17 protein-coding genes are annotated in these 17,981 nt (G+C 30.9%); 11 read left to right on the forward strand and 6 right to left on the reverse strand.

Annotated elements, in window-relative coordinates; genetic code table 11:
* Window positions 1-5 precede the first annotated feature (5 nt).
* Complete coding sequence (locus IEW40_RS01050) at window positions 6-845, forward strand: phage tail-like protein (RefSeq protein WP_188616220.1); 840 nt, start codon at window positions 6-8, stop codon at window positions 843-845.
* An 88-nt stretch (window positions 846-933) separates the two neighbouring features.
* Window positions 934-1,659: a phage tail-like protein gene (locus tag IEW40_RS01055; RefSeq protein WP_188616221.1), complete on the forward strand. Its 726-nt coding sequence runs from the start codon at window positions 934-936 to the stop codon at window positions 1,657-1,659.
* A gap of 1 nt (window position 1,660) precedes the next feature.
* On the opposite strand, the gene IEW40_RS14285 is transcribed toward IEW40_RS01055, so the two are convergent.
* Together IEW40_RS14285 and IEW40_RS01065 are read right to left on the reverse strand one after the other, a co-directional pair.
* The gene (locus tag IEW40_RS14285; protein ID WP_188616222.1) at window positions 1,661-2,998 is read right to left on the reverse strand and encodes a ComEA family DNA-binding protein; all 1,338 of its coding nucleotides are present in this window, start codon (window positions 2,996-2,998) and stop codon (window positions 1,661-1,663) included.
* Between the two features lie 64 nt (window positions 2,999-3,062).
* On the reverse strand, window positions 3,063-3,407 hold the full coding sequence (locus IEW40_RS01065) for a MerR family transcriptional regulator (RefSeq protein ID WP_188616223.1): 345 nt from the start codon (window positions 3,405-3,407) through the stop codon (window positions 3,063-3,065).
* An 83-nt stretch (window positions 3,408-3,490) separates the two neighbouring features.
* On the opposite strand from IEW40_RS01065, the gene IEW40_RS01070 reads away from it, so the two are divergent.
* The gene (locus IEW40_RS01070; protein WP_188616224.1) at window positions 3,491-4,390 is read left to right on the forward strand and encodes an SMP-30/gluconolactonase/LRE family protein; all 900 of its coding nucleotides are present in this window, start codon (window positions 3,491-3,493) and stop codon (window positions 4,388-4,390) included.
* A 45-nt stretch (window positions 4,391-4,435) separates the two neighbouring features.
* On the opposite strand, the gene IEW40_RS01075 is transcribed toward IEW40_RS01070, so the two are convergent.
* Window positions 4,436-5,743, reverse strand: a complete 1,308-nt coding sequence (locus IEW40_RS01075) for a DEAD/DEAH box helicase (RefSeq protein WP_188616225.1) — start codon at window positions 5,741-5,743, stop codon at window positions 4,436-4,438.
* 268 nt (window positions 5,744-6,011) lie between these two features.
* Here IEW40_RS01075 and rpsA point away from each other — a divergent pair, with 268 nt between their 5' ends.
* The 4 genes from rpsA to rplS all read left to right on the forward strand — a co-directional run bounded on the left by rpsA (window position 6,012) and on the right by rplS (window position 9,056).
* Entirely contained in the window at window positions 6,012-7,790 is a 1,779-nt protein-coding gene (rpsA, locus tag IEW40_RS01080) for a 30S ribosomal protein S1 (protein WP_188616226.1), read from the forward strand.
* A 277-nt stretch (window positions 7,791-8,067) separates the two neighbouring features.
* A complete protein-coding gene (locus IEW40_RS01085) occupies window positions 8,068-8,325 on the forward strand; it encodes a hypothetical protein (protein ID WP_188616227.1) in 258 nt (85 codons plus the stop codon).
* A gap of 30 nt (window positions 8,326-8,355) precedes the next feature.
* A complete protein-coding gene (locus tag IEW40_RS01090) occupies window positions 8,356-8,583 on the forward strand; it encodes a hypothetical protein (protein ID WP_188616228.1) in 228 nt (75 codons plus the stop codon).
* A 119-nt stretch (window positions 8,584-8,702) separates the two neighbouring features.
* Window positions 8,703-9,056: a 50S ribosomal protein L19 gene (rplS, locus tag IEW40_RS01095; RefSeq protein WP_188616229.1), complete on the forward strand. Its 354-nt coding sequence runs from the start codon at window positions 8,703-8,705 to the stop codon at window positions 9,054-9,056.
* 90 nt (window positions 9,057-9,146) lie between these two features.
* Here rplS and IEW40_RS01100 read toward each other — a convergent pair whose 3' ends face one another.
* Window positions 9,147-9,680: a helix-turn-helix domain-containing protein gene (locus IEW40_RS01100; protein WP_188616230.1), complete on the reverse strand. Its 534-nt coding sequence runs from the start codon at window positions 9,678-9,680 to the stop codon at window positions 9,147-9,149.
* A gap of 236 nt (window positions 9,681-9,916) precedes the next feature.
* On the reverse strand, window positions 9,917-11,002 hold the full coding sequence (locus IEW40_RS01105; RefSeq protein ID WP_188616231.1) for a TerC/Alx family metal homeostasis membrane protein: 1,086 nt from the start codon (window positions 11,000-11,002) through the stop codon (window positions 9,917-9,919).
* Window positions 11,003-11,361: 359 nt separating this feature from the next.
* On the opposite strand from IEW40_RS01105, the gene IEW40_RS01110 reads away from it, so the two are divergent.
* From IEW40_RS01110 to IEW40_RS01125, 4 genes are all read left to right on the forward strand, one after another.
* Complete coding sequence (locus IEW40_RS01110) at window positions 11,362-12,468, forward strand: M14 family zinc carboxypeptidase (RefSeq protein ID WP_188616232.1); 1,107 nt, start codon at window positions 11,362-11,364, stop codon at window positions 12,466-12,468.
* Window positions 12,469-12,746: 278 nt separating this feature from the next.
* Window positions 12,747-15,284: an adenosylcobalamin-dependent ribonucleoside-diphosphate reductase gene (locus IEW40_RS01115; RefSeq protein WP_188616233.1), complete on the forward strand. Its 2,538-nt coding sequence runs from the start codon at window positions 12,747-12,749 to the stop codon at window positions 15,282-15,284.
* A 163-nt stretch (window positions 15,285-15,447) separates the two neighbouring features.
* On the forward strand, window positions 15,448-15,918 hold the full coding sequence (locus tag IEW40_RS01120) for a hypothetical protein (RefSeq protein WP_188616234.1): 471 nt from the start codon (window positions 15,448-15,450) through the stop codon (window positions 15,916-15,918).
* Window positions 15,919-15,944: 26 nt separating this feature from the next.
* A complete protein-coding gene (locus IEW40_RS01125; RefSeq protein ID WP_188616235.1) occupies window positions 15,945-17,357 on the forward strand; it encodes an APC family permease in 1,413 nt (470 codons plus the stop codon).
* 191 nt (window positions 17,358-17,548) lie between these two features.
* Here the strand turns inward: IEW40_RS01125 and IEW40_RS01130 are convergent, their stop codons facing one another.
* On the reverse strand, window positions 17,549-17,980 hold the full coding sequence (locus IEW40_RS01130; RefSeq protein ID WP_188616236.1) for a hypothetical protein: 432 nt from the start codon (window positions 17,978-17,980) through the stop codon (window positions 17,549-17,551).
* Window position 17,981 lies beyond the last annotated feature (1 nt).

The raw sequence follows: 17,981 nt of genomic DNA on the forward strand, positions 1-17,981 counted from the left end.
AAAAGATGAAAGCATTACTAATATTCATTCTAATATTTTTTTCTACATTTAAGGTTTTTCCTCAGGTAGGAATCAATACATTAGATCCTAATCCTTCTTCTACTTTAGATATATACAGTGAGAATATGGGGGTCACTTTCCCTAATGTAAGTATATCAGGATATACTGATGTTTCAACCATTCCTAACCCTAAAGAATCTCTAATAATTTATAACACCAATACTAATTTGTACGGTAAACAAGGCTATTATTATTGGAATGGACTAAAATGGGATTATTTTATCAATGAGATTCATCAATCCAATATAATTAATCATACACGGTATTATTCTAAAATTTCTGCCAATAAGTATACATTTAATAGGTCTTCCAATGAATTTTATGGAGAGACAAATCATACGCTTGGAGAAGCTATTACGGCTAACCCCACTTGGACTGAAGTAACAGAACTCACTAAAAATATAACAATAGATAGGGCTAATAATCAGTTATTGATAACAATTTCTGGTATGGTACATGCTAATAATACTGCTGCATCTGGTAGAGCTGTAGCAAGTTTTGGTTTTTTTGTGGATGATAAATTAGTAGACATAAAACCTATATCTATAGATTTTGATCAAGCATGTTCTTTTAGAGAATTTACTATATATGCCGTAACCAGTAATTTAACAGTTGGACCTCATATTATGAAGTTTGCTATCAGAAATAGAACTGTATCATCTTCTCAGACTGATCTTAGTTTAACATTTGGAGGTAAGAATCCTTCCTCAGCTTGTACCAATATTTCTGATGATGAAGCTAGGCTTAGTGCAACAATTTTTGTTAATCAACCTTATGAATTTTAATCTTATGAAAAAGAACCTTATCATATTATGTAGTTTTTTAGTATTTAGTTGTATACATTCACAAGTGTTAATAACCACAAATGCTACTATGTACAATAAGCCCGATGATTCTGCAATATTACAGATAGCAGATAATAATAAAGGGTTTTTAATGCCTAGAATGAGTTCATCAGCTAATATTACCTCTCCAATAGAAAGTGTTATGTTTTATAATTTAACAACTGGGAAATTTAACTTTTGGACTCAAAACAGTTGGGTAAGAATGTTTGAAGCTTCTGATGCAGATGGTATTATAGATGTTACTAAGAATTTCACAGGTAATTCAACTTCTAAAACCACAATAACCACTTTTCCAGCTACGATGCCTAACTTTACACTGAATTCAGGTACAACGGGATGGACAAGCCTCAATGTCTCTGCAACAATAAGTGTTTCAAAAGCAACTAATACAAATTTAGTAACCGTGGAAGGGATGACGCAAATTGATAATACCAATAATGCATCTTCTTATCAATTTGCAATTGGTATCTTTGTTAATGAAGGTGGGGTAGATAAGTTGAAATTAGTGAGAAAATTTAATGCTTATTCTACTAATGCTACTTGTCTTTGGAAAAAATTTAATCTCTCGGGTGTTTTTGAAAACTTAACAATTGGAAATCAAATAGTAAAGGTGTATGCATATAATCTACCCAAAATGTCTAATAATTACACTAATATAACTTACGGAGGCTCTGCTAGTAATAGTTGTAATAATATGAATGACCAGATGGCTAGAATATTCCTTACTGTTCAATTGGCTGAATCGGGTAATTAAATTATTTTAAGTAAAGCTTCATTTTAACTTCATCTTCAGGTTTTGCTTTTAATTTTCTTAAAATTTCTTTTTCGCTAGGAAACGAAACCCTTAGAAAAATAATTTTATTAGCATAATATCTAAAATAAGGATGATTTTTTAACCAACTTTCAGGAGCATCTAATAAATTGTATTTTTGAATGTTATCATTCTCAAGCGGAGAAACTTTAATCAGTTTTTCCGCTAAATTTTTATCAATATTGTAAGTTTCGAAAATCTGGTTTTCACTTACAAATCCACCTAATTTATTTCTAAAACCTATAAAACTACCCGCTGATTTTTCATCAAAACCAAATTCTATAAGCTGAGCGTAGGTGAGTTTATTAAGGTTTGTTTTGCTAAAATCAGTTTTATTAACCAAGGGTTTAGGAATATAATTATTGTTTTTATTCTCTGCAATTTCATGGGTTGATAATTTTATGAAAGACTTCATTTCATTAAATTTTTCAGCAGATATTACAAAACATTTTTCTATGTCTTCTAATGATTTAAAGCTGCCTTTTAAATTTCTATCCCTGTAATTTATAATTACTTGTGCTTGTTTTTCGCTGAAACCCAGTTTTTGCCAACCTTCCGCATTTAATTCATTAGGATTAAATTCAAAATATTTAATTTTTGGTTTTTCAAAAGCGATGTTTCTATTCTTTTCTAATTGATTTTCAGGTGCTTTTTCTGGCAAAATAAGGTAGGGATGTAGCTTTTTATAGTTTTCGTCATTTATGATAAAACACTCTTTAAATTTTTCTTTGCTGATAAAACTCCCGCCCAAATATTTTTTATATTTCACTATAGCAGCAGACTGTTTTTCTGAAAAACCCATTTTTTGCCAATCATTTTCTGTGTATAAGTCTGGATTGAATTTTCCACTAATTTTGAGTTGTTTTTTCTCGAAATTTTGATAATTTTTTGTATAAAACTCTTTTGAAGATGAGGTTTCGGGTAAAAGAATGTATGGTTCTAATGCTGCGAATTTTTCCTCGGAAATGGCGTAACATTTTTTTAATTGATCTTTTGATGAGAAATTTCCACCGACAATATTTTTATATTTTAAGATGGTTTTTACTTGTTTTTCAGAAAAACCTAGTTGCATCCATTGTTTTTCGTCTAATGAATTAGGGTCAAATTCACTTAATATAATTTCCTGTTTTTTAGAGTTTGAGAATTCTATTTTTTGGAAAGTATTTTCTGGATTTTTATTAAAATGATTGAATATCAGTTGAGAAATTAGTATCGCTCCACCGAAAATTGCTAAAGCATAGAATTGTCTTTTCCTAATTTGATAAGGTAATTTGGGGTTCATAGGTTATAAGTTTTATAACCTAAAAATAATAAAAATTTTTAAAAAAAAGACTCAAGAAAATAAATTAAGCTTCATCTTTGTCTACCAAAGAATTTTTAAGCTTAATCAGTTCAGATTTTACAAACTCTAGTCTGTCAATCATTTCTACCGCTTCGTTTATTTTTTTGTTGGTAGTAAGCGCAATTCTAGCACCGTCTAATGTATAACCTTTTTCTTTTACCAAATGATAAATCATCTTTAGGTTTTTGATATCCTCAGGTGTGAAATATCGGTTTCCTTTTTTATTCTTTTTAGGTTTGATAATAGGAAATTCTTGCTCCCAATATCTTATCAATGAAGCATTTACGTCAAATGCTTTTGCTACTTCGCCAATAGAATAATAAAGTTTATCTGGTAAATTGAGTTTCATTTTTGATAAAATCTGAAATTCAAAGATAAAAAATTTTTCGGGGAAAACTACAAATTGTAACTTGCAAAGAAATTCTTTTAAAAATGACTTATAAATATAGTGTTCTGTTTTTTTTATTACTTCTATTGATAAATTGTAATTCAAAAGGAGTCTTAAATTCTAAAGAAATTGTACAGAAAAATGCAAGAATTCAATTGGTTTCTGATAAATTTTCTTTTACCGAAGGTCCTGCATCAGATAGTTTTGGGAATGTTTATTTTACAGACCAACCAAATGATAAAATCTATTTTTGGGACTGGAAAACCAATAAAATAGCAGAATTTAGAACAGGAAGTGGAAGAGCAAACGGAACTTTTTTTGATAAAAATGATAATCTTATCACTTGTTCAGACGAAAAAGGACAAATTTTAAAAATCAGTAAATCTGGAATTGCAGAAATTCTCACCACAGATTTTAATGGCAAAAGATTAAACGGTCCAAATGATCTTTGGCTCGATGGAAAGGGCGGAATTTACTTCACAGATCCACTTTATGTAAGAGATTATTGGCAAGATTTTTATCAAGAAATCTTTGAAAAAAACTTGTATTATAGAAATTCTGAAGGTAAAATCACCAAATTAGATACTTTTACTCAACCTAATGGAATTGTTGGAAGTCAAAAACTGAAAAAATTATATGTTTCTGATATTGATGCTAATAAAACTTATGTTTATGATATTTTAGGAGAAGGAAAATTGGGAAACAAAAAGTTATTCTGCGATCTTGGCTCAGACGGAATGACTTTAGATAATCTCGGAAATCTTTATTTAACTGGGAAAGGTGTAACTGTTTTTGATAAAAATGGAACTAAAATCTTAAATATTGCAGTGCCAGAAAATTGGACGGCAAATGTAACTTTCGGAGGAGAAAATTTTTCTACTTTATTTGTAACCGCTTCAAAATCAGTTTACACCTTGAAAATGAATGTTGCAGGAATTAAATAAAAAACTAAATAAAATTGCCAAAGAAATTTATCTTTGGCATTTATTTTAATAAGCGATTTCCATTTTTATTTTCTTGCCTTTTAGCTTTTCGTTAGCGAGTTTTTTTAGGACATCTTTCACTTTATTTCGGGCAACAGCAACGTAAGAAGTGGTGTCTTTTACTTCAATAATACCAACATCTTCTTTAGCCAATTCTCCTTTTTTGATGAGGTAACCTACAATGTCAACTTTGTTTACTTTGTCTTTTTTTCCTGCACTAATGTAAATCGTTTGGAAAGGAGTTTTTGAAGGAATTCTGTAATTTTCCGAAATATTTTCTTCAGGCGTATTTCCTTTAATGAAAGGGAAATTTTCTTCCTCAGTCATAATTAAGTAAGCAAAACCTTTGGCATGCATTCTAGCAGTTCGTCCGTTTCTGTGGATAAAAGCGTCTTCTTTTGGTGGTAATTGATAATGCACAATAGATTCTACTTCTGGAATGTCTAATCCTCTGGAAGCCAAATCTGTAGTAATTAAAATTCGGGTAGAATCGTTTCTGAATTTCAGCAAAGCACGTTCTCTTTCGTCTTGTTCCATACCACCGTGAAACGTTTCTCTATCAATGCCTTTTTCTTTTAAAAGTTCAGAAATTCTATCCACTGCATCTCTGTGATTACAGAAAATTAGCGTTCTTTTGTTTCCTATTTTGCAAATAAGTTTAAAAAGTGTTTCCAGTTTTTCTTCTGGAATCGTCATCACTTTTTTTAGTTGAATATTAGGTTTTGCTTCGCCTAATTTTAAAAAATTGATGATTTTTTCGTTTTCTAATCCAACAAATTTCGGGATATTATCCATCGGAGTTGCAGAAGTAAGAAAACGCTGAGAAATATTTTTTAAAGAATTGATAATGAAATTCATATCCTCTTCAAAGCCTAATTCTAAAGCTTTGTCGAATTCATCTAAAACCAAAGTTTTGATGGTTTTTGGTTCGAAATTGTTGTTTTTTAAATGATAAGCAATTCTTCCAGGTGTTCCTATTAAAACAGCAGGAGCCTGAGTAAGATTATTGATTTCAATTTTTTTATCGTGTCCACCGTAGCAAATGGTTACCTTAAAATCGGTTCCCATATTTTTGAAAACTTGTTCTATTTGAAGTGCCAATTCTCTTGCAGGAACTAGAATAATGGCTTGGATTCCAGAATTATTTTTCTCTAAATTTCTAAGCACAGGAAACAAAAAAGCAAGCGTTTTACCAGAACCAGTAGGCGAAAGTAAAATAATATCTTGCTCGTTTCCAGAAGCTTGGTAAGTAGATTTTTGCATTTGATTCATTTCCTGAATCTGTAATTTTTCGTAGATTGGTTGTAATTCCATTTTGCAAATTTAAGGTAAAGGTTTCGGTTTATCAGAAACTTATTGATAATGTATTAAATTAATGTATTGATTAAGTATATTTTAGATAAATAAATTCTTGAAAAATTAGCAAAAAAGCCATTGCTGATTTATAAAAAAATTGTACTTTTGCACCACTTTTGTGGAAGTAGTTTTGGCGAAGTAAAACATTAATGATTAACATCTTCCGTATTTTTTAGAATCCACATGATGCCAAAGCTAAAAAAGAAGGAATACAAATTTTTTTATTATGTCTGAATTGACAAACCAAGAAGCGTTATATAACGCAAACGTAGCACCAGAACAATTTGATTGGGATTCTTTCGAATCAGGTCTTGACGCTGATGCAAGAAAAGAAAAAAGTGATTTAGAAGAAATCTACAAAGGTTCTCTTAACGATCTTGCAGAATCTGATGTAATCATCGGTAAAGTAGTAAGATTAACAGACAAAGAAGCGATTGTAGATATCAATTTCAAATCTGAAGGTGTAATTTCTCTTAACGAATTCCGTTACAACCAAGGTCTTAAAGTAGGTGATGAAGTAGAAGTAATGGTAGACAGAAGAGAAGACAAATCTGGCCAATTACAATTATCTCACAAAAAAGCGAGAACGCTTAAAGCTTGGGATAGAGTAAATGAATACCACGAATCTGGAGAAATCGTAAATGGTTTCGTAAAATCTAGAACTAAAGGTGGTATGATTGTAGATGTTTTCGGTATCGAAGCATTCTTGCCAGGTTCTCAAATTGATGTAAAACCAATTAAAGATTACGATCAATTTGTAGGAAAAACTATGGAATTCAAAGTAGTGAAAATCAATCCTGAATTCAAAAACGTAGTAGTTTCTCACAAAGCGTTAATCGAAGCTGATATTGAAGGTCAGAAAAAAGAAATCATCGCACAATTAGAAAAAGGTCAAGTTCTAGAAGGAACTGTTAAAAACATTACTTCTTACGGTGTATTCATTGATTTAGGAGGTGTTGATGGTCTTATCCATATTACAGATCTTTCTTGGTCTAGAGTTAACCATCCATCAGAAATCCTTTCAGACGGACAAGTGGTGAAAGTGGTTATCCTTGATTTTGATGATGAGAAAACTAGAATCCAATTAGGTATGAAGCAATTAGAAGCTCATCCTTGGGATGCTCTTTCTGCTGACTTAAAAGTAGGTGATAAAGTAAAAGGAAAAGTAGTAGTTCTTGCTGATTATGGTGCATTCGTAGAAGTTGCTCCAGGTGTAGAAGGATTAATTCACGTTTCTGAAATGTCTTGGTCTACTCACTTAAGAAGTGCAGGTGATTTCGTGAAAATTGGTGACGAAGTAGAAGCACAAGTTCTTACTTTAGATAGAGAAGAAAGAAAAATTTCTTTAGGTATCAAACAACTTTCTACAGATCCTTGGGCTGATATTCAAACTAAATATCCAGTTGGTTCTCAGCACGTTGGTACTGTAAGAAACTTCACTAACTTTGGTGTTTTTGTAGAATTAGAAGAAGGAATTGACGGTTTAATCTACATTTCTGATCTTTCTTGGACTAAGAAAATCAAGCATCCATCAGAATTCTGTGCAGTTGGTGATAAACTAGATGTAATCGTTCTAGAATTAGATACTGAAGCTAGAAGACTTTCTTTAGGTCACAAACAATTAACTGAAAATCCTTGGGATAAATTCGAAACTAAATATGCTGAAGGAACTGTACACTCAGGAACTGCAACAGACGTTTTCGATAAAGGTGCTCAAGTTCAGTTCGAAGATGCAGAAGTAGAAGCTTTCGCTCCTTCTAGATTATTAGAAAAAGAAGATGGTTCTAAAATCAAAAAAGGTGAAACTGCTGATTTCAAAGTAATCGAGTTCAACAAAGAATTCAAAAGAGTAGTAGTATCTCATACTGGTATCTTCAGAGATGAAGAGAAAAAAGCTGCAAAAGAAGCTAAACCAGCTGCTAGTTCTTCAAACGAAGAAAAATCTACACTTGGTGATATCGATGCTTTAGCAGAATTGAAGAAAAGAATGGAAGAAGGTAAATAAATCTATGTCTGCAATAGACAAGTGAATAACGAAGTCTAGAGTAGCAACAGAGATTTATCCCGAATTATCGGGATCTTCCGAAATTTTCATAAATTTAAACCGTTTCGTTTTTTGCGAAACGGTTTTTTATTTTGATTAATTTGCTATGTAAGAACAAAACGTTTTTAGCAATAAAATTGATTGTTTAAAATGAGCTCCGTAGGAGCGAAACAATTTTTCAGAATAAATTTAATTCGAAAAAAAATTAGTAAAATAAACCTTTGTTTTAAAAAAAACAATGAAAAATCCATTCAAAACCTTCGAAGAAGCCTGTAATTACGTTAAAAACCTTCCTTACAAGAGAAATTCTGATAAGGAAAATATTAACGTTATAATAGAAGAAAATGGCGGAACTTGCAGTACAAAACACGCTTATCTTAAAAGAATTTCAGATGAATTTTCAATGGAAAATGTTCAATTAATGCTCGGAATTTTTATGATGAATGCTAAGAATACTCCGAAAATAAAACCTGTTTTAGAAAAGTACAACCTTTAAGAAACGCCAGAAGCTCATAACTATTTAAGAGTGAAAGGAAAAATTTTAGATTGTACGAGAAAAAACTCATCAGAAAATGATTTCGTAAATGAATTGGCAGAAGAAATAGAAATTAATCCGAATCAGATCACAGATTTTAAATTACAATATCATCAATATTTTCTTGAGAAATACTTACTACAACATCCTGAAATTCAATATTCTCTAGAAAAATTCTGGAAAATTAGAGAAGAATGTATTTTTGCATTGCAATCCTAAAATTTGTGTAAAAGATATTTGTTAGTTTCAAAGAAAATTAATAATTTTGCAACCTGTTAATCAACCTCTGACGAAAGACGTGAACGTTGTTTAGCTTTCAACTTTTTTTAGATTAAACAATGGATTTAATTAAGTACGTACAAGACAAGTACATTACAAAAAACGAATTCCCAGAATTCAACACAGGTGATACCATTACAGTGTATTACGAAATTAAAGAAGGTAACAAAACTAGAACACAGTTCTTCAAAGGAGTTGTGATTCAGTTGAGAGGAACTGGTGCTACTAAAACTTTCACTATCCGTAAAATGAGTGGTGATGTAGGTGTAGAAAGAGTTTTCCCAATCAACATGCCAGCTTTACAAAAAATTGAAGTTGATAGAAGAGGGAAAGTTAGAAGATCTAGAATTTTCTACTTTAGAGATCTTAGAGGTAAAAAAGCAAGAATCAAAGACGCTGCTTACAAAAAGTAATCACCTCTCTAGAAAAAGAATAAAAGCATTCCAAATTTTTTTGGAATGCTTTTTTTATTATTTTTAAATTATCATTCATCAATTATAATTTTAAGGCTCAAAAGCTTCAAATTTCCCGTTTTCGTAGAAGAAAACTATTCTTTTAATCTTACCTTCAGTATTGTTTTTTGTAACTGTTTCATTTACAATGTTTTGTGCTTCTGAAATATTTTCCTGAATGTCTAATCGCTGAGAATCGCTTAAAATTTCTTTTCTTGGACTTGGGAAAGATTTATTTAATTCTCGCAGCGTTTCATTTTGAATATTTTCTTGAACAAAAACTTCATTTTTATAATCTTCATCAATTAACGTAAAAAGATCTGGAGCAGAATTTTCTTCCTGCTTTTCAGAAGTTGAAAAAGGAGAGTCGGTTTGTTTCATTTCACCAGTTCCCAAAATTATCCAGTCCCAACTCAATTCGGGAAATCTGTTTTTAATTTTTGTAACAAACTCTAGGGAAGGTTTGTTTCTCCCCGAAATAATATGTGAAATACTAGAACGCTGTACATCTATTTCGTCTGCAAATTCTGAAGCAGAAAAACCAGAATATTCTAAAACTTTTGTAATTCTTTCGTTAATTTCCATAGTTACAAATGTAATAAATATAATTTACAAAAGTAAATACAAATGTAAACAAAGAAAAAACTGTACAATTTACTTTTGTAAATAATTTTAAAAAACTCTTTATTTAAAGTATTTATATGCAGTTTACATAAATAAATTAATGTTAAAATTGATATAAATTTTATTGTTTATAAAAGTAAATTCAAAAAAAATACCTCCAAAATTGAAGGTATTCTATATTTTAAGAAGTTTTGTATTTATTCTACGTTATCTTCATTAATTTCAATTTTATGCTTCTTTTCTTTCTTATCTTCTGGGAAAAGCAAAGAGGTAAAAATGCTCAATCCTAAAATACTCACAATTACAATTAATGAATGGGTGGTTGTAAATCCTAAATCATCTAGATAATGATGCAATAACATCTTTAAACCAATGAAAGTAAGTAATGCAGCCAGTCCTACTTTTAAGAATCTGAATTTGTCTATAATACCTGCCAATAAAAAGAACATAGAACGTAACCCGATAATGGCGAAAATATTAGAGAAAAAAACAATATAAGGATCTTTAGTCACCGAAAATATCGCTGGAATGCTGTCTACTGCAAAGATTAAGTCGGTAAATTCTATAATGATAAGAACTAAAAATAGAGGTGTCATTTTCTTGATTCCGTCTATTTTTACAAAGAATTTATTGCCTACAAACGCATTATGTACTTTGAAATATTTGTTGGCAAACCTTACTACAGGATGATTTTGAGGATCTATTTCTTCTTCTTCGTTTCTGCTCCAGAACATCTTAATTCCTGTAAATACCAAAAAACCTCCAAAAACGTACATTATCCAACTGAATTTAGCTATTAAAGCCGCACCTATGAATATGAAAATGAAACGCATAATAATTGCCCCTAAAATGCCCCAAAAAAGCACTCTGTGATAATTTCTTTGTGCAACACCAAATGCTGAAAATACCAACACAATTACAAAAATATTATCCACAGAGAGCGCATATTCTACCAAATAACCTGTAATATACTCTAAACCAAGATTTTGATTATATAATGCAATGCTACTTTCTAAATCTCCAGGTATGATTTTTACTGGATGACGATGCTTTGTTATAACGTTTTGTAGTTTTTCTAGACTATCAATGCCGTGGAGTAGGTGACCGTAACTTGTCAATAAAAAGTAAAATCCTAGTGCTAAACACACCACAAAAAAGCTCATAAGTCCAGCTTGTTTCAAAGAAATTTTATCAGATTTCTTGTGAAGAAGTCCTAAATCTAGTGCTAAGATGAAAAATATGAATACTACAAAGGATAGTAAAAAAATAATCTCGTTGCTCATATAATATTTATAAAATAGGCTTCAAAGATAGCCAAAATATTAAAAATCCAATAATTTACATTTGTGTAAATTTTATTTAATATTATGTTAAATAAACTATTATATGTTTAATGGTATAACTATACAAATGGGGAATAAGTAAGTGAAAAACACTTAAAGTATAATTAAAAATAAACTTTATTTAAAACTCATAAAATACTCATTTATAATATTTTATAAAAATTAATTAAAATTAATGTAATTAACAATTTTTTCCACAGACAAAGTGGCATTATTTTTTGTTTAGCTAGTTTACAAATGTTAATTAGGAGGTTGTTTCTTTTTGTTGTATTTTTGAAGAACGAAATTTTATCCACACTATGAATTTTAACTTTCAGTATCAGAAAAACCCTAATTTCCCAAATCGCTATATTTCGCCAGAAAGTCTTCATCAATTTATTTATGAGAATCTCAGCGATTACGTTTCAGAAATCGGAAAATCTACTCTAGGATTCCCTATTTATAAATTTTCTTATGGTTCTGGTGATATCAATATTTTGGCTTGGTCCCAAATGCACGGAAATGAGAGCAATTCTACACATTGTATGTTAGATTTGTGGTATTCTCTAGAATCTCAACCAGAATTGAAGGAAAGAATTTTCAAGAATATTTCTTTGGATTTCATTTTTATGCTCAATCCTGATGGTTCTAAAGCTTGGGCTAGAAGAAATGCACTTGATATTGATATGAACAGAGATTATCTACAAGGAGCAAGTTGCGAAATGCAATTGCTAAAAGAGATAGCTTTCTCTAAAAAATATGATTACGCCTTTAATCTCCACGAACAGAGGACGTTATTTTCCACAAATAGTAAAAATCCTGCAACACTTTCATTTTTAGCACCTTCTCAAGATTTCGAAAGAAGTGTTACGGAAACCAGAAAGAAAAGTATGGCGGTTATTTCAGCAATTTATAATGCTTTGAAGGCTCAAATTCCTAATCAAATTGCAAGATATTCTGATGAATTTTATCCTACTTCTACTGGTGATAATTTAATGAAAGCAGGCATTCCAGTTATTTTGTTTGAAGGTGGCCATTTTCCTGATGATTATCAGAGATTTGGAACACGTAAATATTATACAATTGCTTTGTTTACAGCGCTTTCTAGTATTGGTTTGTTAGAAAATAAAACCTTTGGCTACGAAAGGTATTTTGAAATTCCAGAAAATAAGGAATCTCATTTCGACATTATTTATAGAAATGTTAAGCTTAATACGGATTTTGAATGTGTTTTAGACATAGCCATTCAGTATAAAGAAGAGATAAAAGATGGTGATGATGAAATTTCTTTCGTTCCAATTGTTGTAGAAGTAGGCGATTTACATAGGAAAAAAGGTTGGAAAGAGATAAATTGTGCTGGCAAAAAGTTTATTTCACAAAATAAATTTCCAAAATTAGATGCTGTTCAGAATTTCACAATAGAATAATATCTTTTTTATAAATAGTTATTCAATTATATCTTAGAACCTAACTTTATTTGAAAATTAGTTAGGTTTTTTTATGAACAAAAATTTTCATATTAATTACTTGAAAATTGATATAAATCATAAAAGTTCACAAATTTTTTAGCTTAAATAATTGATTAATAACATTTTAAAATTTTTATTTTTTAAAAAAGTTTACAAAAAATTTTAGGCGTTGTTAAATTTAACATAAAGTAGTTGTATTTTTATTTACTTTTGATTGGTGAAAAATTAATATAACTATGGAGAAAGTAACTAATAATTTTGCCTACGAAGAAACGCTAAAATACTTCAAAGGAGATGATCTGGCAGCGAGAGTTTGGGTAACAAAATATGCCTTAAAAGATTCTGATGGTAATATCTACGAAAAAACACCAGATGATATGCACCACAGAATAGCTTCTGAAATTGCAAGAGTGGAAAAAAAATATCCAAATCCACTTTCTGAAACCGAGATTTTTGATTTAATTAAAAACTTCAAATACATTATTCCGCAAGGTTCTCCAATGACGGGAATTGGTAATAATTTCCAGATTGCATCGCTTTCTAACTGCTTTGTAATCGGCAACGGGAATGATAGCGATTCTTATGGAAGCATTATGAAAATTGACGAAGAGCAAGTTCAATTGATGAAAAGGAGAGGTGGAGTTGGGCACGATTTATCATACATTCGTCCGAAAGGTTCTGCAGTAAAAAATTCTGCGCTTACTTCCACTGGTTTAGCGCCATTTATGGAGCGTTATTCTAATTCTACCAGAGAAGTGGCGCAAGATGGAAGAAGAGGTGCTTTAATGTTGTCAGTTTCTATTAATCATCCTGATTCTGAGGATTTTATCAATGCTAAATTAGAGCAAGGAAAAGTTACTGGAGCGAATATTTCGGTGAGAATAGATGATGAGTTTATGAAAGCTGTGAAATCTGCTTCTGAGTATGTGCAGAAATATCCTGTTTTTAGTAAGAACCCGAAATTTTCTAAGACTATTTATGCTGAGGAATTATGGAAAAAAATTGTTTACAATGCATGGAAATCAGCTGAACCAGGTATTTTATTTTGGGACACCATTATCAAAGAATCTTTGCCAGATTGTTATGCAGATTTAGGTTTTGAGACGATTTCTACTAATCCTTGCGGCGAAATCCCGCTTTGTCCGTACGATTCTTGTAGATTAATTGCGATAAATCTGTATTCTTACGTAGAAAATCCATTTACCAAAAAAGCGAAATTTAATTTTGAATTATTCAGAAAACACGCTGCTTATGCTCAAAGGATGATGGATGACATCATTGATTTGGAAATGGAAAAAATAGACGCCATTTTAGAAAAAATAAATTCAGATCCTGAAAATGAAGAAATAAAACATACAGAAAGGCATCTTTGGGAAAAAATCCGTAAAAAAACATTGCAAGGACGTAGAACTGGCGTAGGAATTACAGCTGAAGGTGATATGTTGGCTGCTTTAAATTTAAGATACGGAAGCAAAGAAGCCAATGATTTTTCGGTGGAAGTTCATAAAAATTTGGCACTTTCTGCTTATCGTTCTTCGGTAGAAATGGCGAAAGAAAGAGGCGCTTTTGAAGTTTATAATGCTGAAAGAGAAAAAAATAATCCTTTCGTTTTAAGAATTAAAGAAGCAGACGAAAATTTGTATCAAGAAATGGTGAAATATGGCAGAAGAAATATCGCTTTATTAACCATAGCTCCAACTGGAAGTACCAGTTTGATGTCTCAAACTACTTCGGGGATTGAACCTGTGTTTTTGCCAGTTTATAAGCGTAGAAGAAAGGTAAATCCTAATGATAAAGATGTAAAAGTAGATTTTATTGATGAAGTAGGCGATTCTTGGGAAGAATACATCGTTTTTCATCATCATTTTAAAACTTGGATGCAAGCCAATGGTTATGACACTTCTAAAAAATATTCTAACGAAGAAATTCAAGAATTAATAGAAAAATCTCCATATCACAAAGCAACTTCTAATGACATAGATTGGATGAGCAAAGTAGAAATGCAAGGTGCTATTCAAAAATGGGTAGATCATTCTATTTCAGTAACTATCAATATTCCAAATGAAGCAACAGTTGAACTGGTAAATGATTTGTATATCAAAGCTTGGGAAGTGGGTTGCAAAGGTGTTACGGTTTACAGAGACGGTTCTAGAAGTGGAGTTTTGGTGGCCGCAGATGACAAAAAAGAGGAGGAAAAAGAAGAATCTCATCTACATACGGAAGCTTTTCCTAAAAAAAGACCTCAAATTCTAGAAGCTGATGTGGTGAGATTTCAAAATAATAAAGAAAAATGGATTGCTTTCGTTGGTTTGGTTGATGGTCGTCCTTACGAAATTTTCACAGGTTTGTCTGATGATGAAGAAGGTATTTTGCTTCCACGTTGGGTAAATGAAGGTTTAATTATCAAAAATAGAGACGAAAATGGCGTTTCTAGATATGATTTTCAATTTAAAAATTTGAGAGGTTATAAAACCACCATTGAAGGACTTTCTCATAAATTTAATCCAGAATTTTGGAATTACGCCAAATTGATTTCAGGAACTTTAAGGCACGGAATGCCGATTGAAAATGTGGTAGAATTAATTAACAGACTAGAACTAGATTCAGAATCTATCAATACTTGGAAAGCTGGTGTAGCAAGAGCTTTGAAACGATATATTCCTGATGGAACAGAAGCAGACGGACAAAAATGCAGTAATTGCGGTTCTGATCAAGTGGTTTACCAAGAAGGTTGCCTGATTTGTAAAAATTGTGGAAATTCTAAATGTGGATAAGAGTCGGAAGATGGAAGACGGAAGTCCGAAGAATAAAAAGTTGATTTTTATTTTGTCTTTTCGTAGGAATCTAAATAATTTAATACAATTCATTAAACAATGAGCCACAAACTTTTGTGGCTTTTTAATTTTATAATATCTTTGAGATTGTTAATAAATAATAATGGATAATAATTCTTCAAAAAGAAATTTATTTTTAATTTCTGCGTCTACCATATTTTTTTGGCTTGGATTGAGTATGATTCAAGGATTTTCAGTAAGGTTAATTAGGGATTTATTGACTTATATTGGCTCAAATAATGTTTTGACCTATCTTATAGGTCTAATTATTGAAATTTCAATTATTATTTTTGGACTTTTATATTTGTTTAAACAATTAAAAACGGAAAAAATTTCTAATGAAAAACTTTTCAAAACCTCAAATATAATTTTAGTTGTAGGTTATTTGTTAAACTTCGCAAATGCTTTTTTTTATAATATATTTGATATGAACATTTATAACGCTAATATTACCAAATATTTAGAGTTCTATTCGTCAATTTATGTTAGTATAATTCAGTTTATTGTAGAAATTTTCCCATTAATATTTATTGGTTATCTTGTTATGAAAAGTAAATCACAACCACAATCTTAACATGAAACTCGAAACAAATTTAAACTATGAATAAAAAATTAAAACTTTGGGACGCAACCATGCTCGTAATGGGTTCTATGATTGGAAGCGGAATTTTCATTGTCTCAGCAGATATGATGAGAAATCTCGGTTCTGGATATTGGCTCATCGTCGTGTGGATTATTACCGGAATTATGACGGTTGCAGCCGCGTTAAGTTACGGAGAACTTTCGGCAATGTTTCCAAAAGCGGGTGGACAATACACTTACATTACAGAAATTTTCGGAAAAAAACTTGGGTTTTTGTACGGTTGGGGAATGTTTACCGTGATACAAACGGGTACAATCGCTGCAGTTGCGGTAGCTTTTGGGAAATTTTCGGCGTATCTTTTTCCTGCACTCAATGATGCAGCTCCGATTTTCCAAAGTGGAGATTTTAAAATTACTTGGATTCAAATTGTTGGTATTGCGATTATTCTGTTGCTTACTTATATTAATACTAGAGGTGTTGAGAGCGGAAAATTGCTTCAAAACTTATTCACAGGTTCTAAAATTGTTGCGCTTTTAGGCTTGATTTTTTTAGGATTTATTTTGGTGAAAGAATCTTTTTGGAATGGTAACATGAGTTTCGGTTGGGATTCTTTCAATAATTTGGTCAAAGATGAAAAAGGAAATTATTTGAAAATCGGTTGGGATTCTATTTCTGGAGCTACGCTTTTTGGTGGAATTGCCGCTGCAATGGTAGGTTCTGTATTTAGTTCTGTAGCTTGGGAAAACGTAACTTTCGTTTCGGGAGAGATAGAAAATCCACAGAAAAATGTGGTAAAAGCAATGGTTTTGGGAACGATTTCAGTGATGGTTCTTTATCTTTTGGTGAATTTTGTTTACCTGAATGCATTAGACAGAGATTCCATCGCTTTTGCTGCGAATGATAGAGTAGCAGTTGCTGCTTCAGAGAAAATGTTTGGAAGTGTAGGAACTATTATTATGGCGGTTCTCGTCATGATTTCTACTTTTGGCTGTGTCAATGGGATTGTTTTGGCAGGAGCTAGAGTTTTTCAGACGATGGCAAAAGACGGCCTTTTCTTAAAATCTGCTATCGAAAATAATAAAAATGGTGTTCCCGAAAAATCTCTTTGGATGCAAGGAATTTGGGCTTCGCTTCTTGCTTTGAGCGGACAATACGGCGATTTATTAGATATGATATCTTTTGTAATTGTCTTATTTTATATGATTACCGTTTTTGGTGTAATCTACATGAGAATTAAAAAACCAGACGTAGAAAGAAGTTACAAAACGTGGTTGTATCCTGTTACGCCATTGATTTATTTGCTGATTGGAACAGCTTTTTGTGTGCTTTTATTTATTTACAAACCAAATTACACTTGGCCAGGATTGCTTCTTATTTTGATAGGTTTACCAGTGTATTATTTGATTAATAGAAGGAATTCTGAGAATTAAAGAATTAATAAAGAAATTAATGATTAGAGTCGGGCTTTTGTCCGACTTTTTTTATTGGGAAATTCATTATGATTTAGCTGAAATTTTAGCAAAATTTTCATGTGATAGTATACCTAAATCAACATAATTTTTTAGCTCATTAGTTGCTTGAAAAATTTTTCTTTTATGTTCAATTTGAAAGTTACACTTTATTATTTTCCTGTATTTAGAGTAATAATTAATTCATTATTGATTCCGTCTGAAAATCTATCAGAAAACGCAGACATTCCGCTTGAAATTAATTGTCCTTTAAAAGGACCAGTACTAATTTGAATAGACTTTATATCTTCTAAATTGTAACTATCATTATTGATTGCAATTTTTGAAAAATCAAAAATAAGTTCTCCGTTTAATTTTCCCTTTAGTTGTTGTGGAAAAAAAGAATTTATTAATCCTAAAAATATTGCACTTACAGAAATGAATCCCATAATTTGTGCTAAACTGTCGTTAATGAATTCAGCATTCTTTATTAAATAAAATTTAATTGCTAGAATCACAAAAGAAAGTAAAGCGATTCCAAATAAAATTCTTTTTCTTGTCCATACAAATTTTTCTGATTCTGTGTAAATTTTAAACTTTGTCATT

The organism is Cloacibacterium rupense (assembly GCF_014645495.1).
Taxonomy (GTDB): domain Bacteria; phylum Bacteroidota; class Bacteroidia; order Flavobacteriales; family Weeksellaceae; genus Cloacibacterium; species Cloacibacterium rupense.

Coding starts and splice junctions, on each gene's coding strand:
- IEW40_RS01050 (WP_188616220.1), top strand. CDS start 6: ATGAAAGCATTACTAATATTCATTCTAATATTTTTTTCTACATTTAAG.
- IEW40_RS01055 (WP_188616221.1), top strand. CDS start 934: ATGTACAATAAGCCCGATGATTCTGCAATATTACAGATAGCAGATAAT.
- IEW40_RS14285 (WP_188616222.1), bottom strand. CDS start 2,998: ATGAACCCCAAATTACCTTATCAAATTAGGAAAAGACAATTCTATGCT.
- IEW40_RS01065 (WP_188616223.1), bottom strand. CDS start 3,407: ATGAAACTCAATTTACCAGATAAACTTTATTATTCTATTGGCGAAGTA.
- IEW40_RS01070 (WP_188616224.1), top strand. CDS start 3,491: ATGACTTATAAATATAGTGTTCTGTTTTTTTTATTACTTCTATTGATA.
- IEW40_RS01075 (WP_188616225.1), bottom strand. CDS start 5,743: ATGGAATTACAACCAATCTACGAAAAATTACAGATTCAGGAAATGAAT.
- rpsA (WP_188616226.1), top strand. CDS start 6,012: ATGTCTGAATTGACAAACCAAGAAGCGTTATATAACGCAAACGTAGCA.
- IEW40_RS01085 (WP_188616227.1), top strand. CDS start 8,068: ATGAAAAATCCATTCAAAACCTTCGAAGAAGCCTGTAATTACGTTAAA.
- rplS (WP_188616229.1), top strand. CDS start 8,703: ATGGATTTAATTAAGTACGTACAAGACAAGTACATTACAAAAAACGAA.
- IEW40_RS01100 (WP_188616230.1), bottom strand. CDS start 9,680: ATGGAAATTAACGAAAGAATTACAAAAGTTTTAGAATATTCTGGTTTT.
- IEW40_RS01105 (WP_188616231.1), bottom strand. CDS start 11,002: ATGAGCAACGAGATTATTTTTTTACTATCCTTTGTAGTATTCATATTT.
- IEW40_RS01110 (WP_188616232.1), top strand. CDS start 11,362: ATGAATTTTAACTTTCAGTATCAGAAAAACCCTAATTTCCCAAATCGC.
- IEW40_RS01115 (WP_188616233.1), top strand. CDS start 12,747: ATGGAGAAAGTAACTAATAATTTTGCCTACGAAGAAACGCTAAAATAC.
- IEW40_RS01120 (WP_188616234.1), top strand. CDS start 15,448: ATGGATAATAATTCTTCAAAAAGAAATTTATTTTTAATTTCTGCGTCT.
- IEW40_RS01125 (WP_188616235.1), top strand. CDS start 15,945: ATGAATAAAAAATTAAAACTTTGGGACGCAACCATGCTCGTAATGGGT.
- IEW40_RS01130 (WP_188616236.1), bottom strand. CDS start 17,980: ATGACAAAGTTTAAAATTTACACAGAATCAGAAAAATTTGTATGGACA.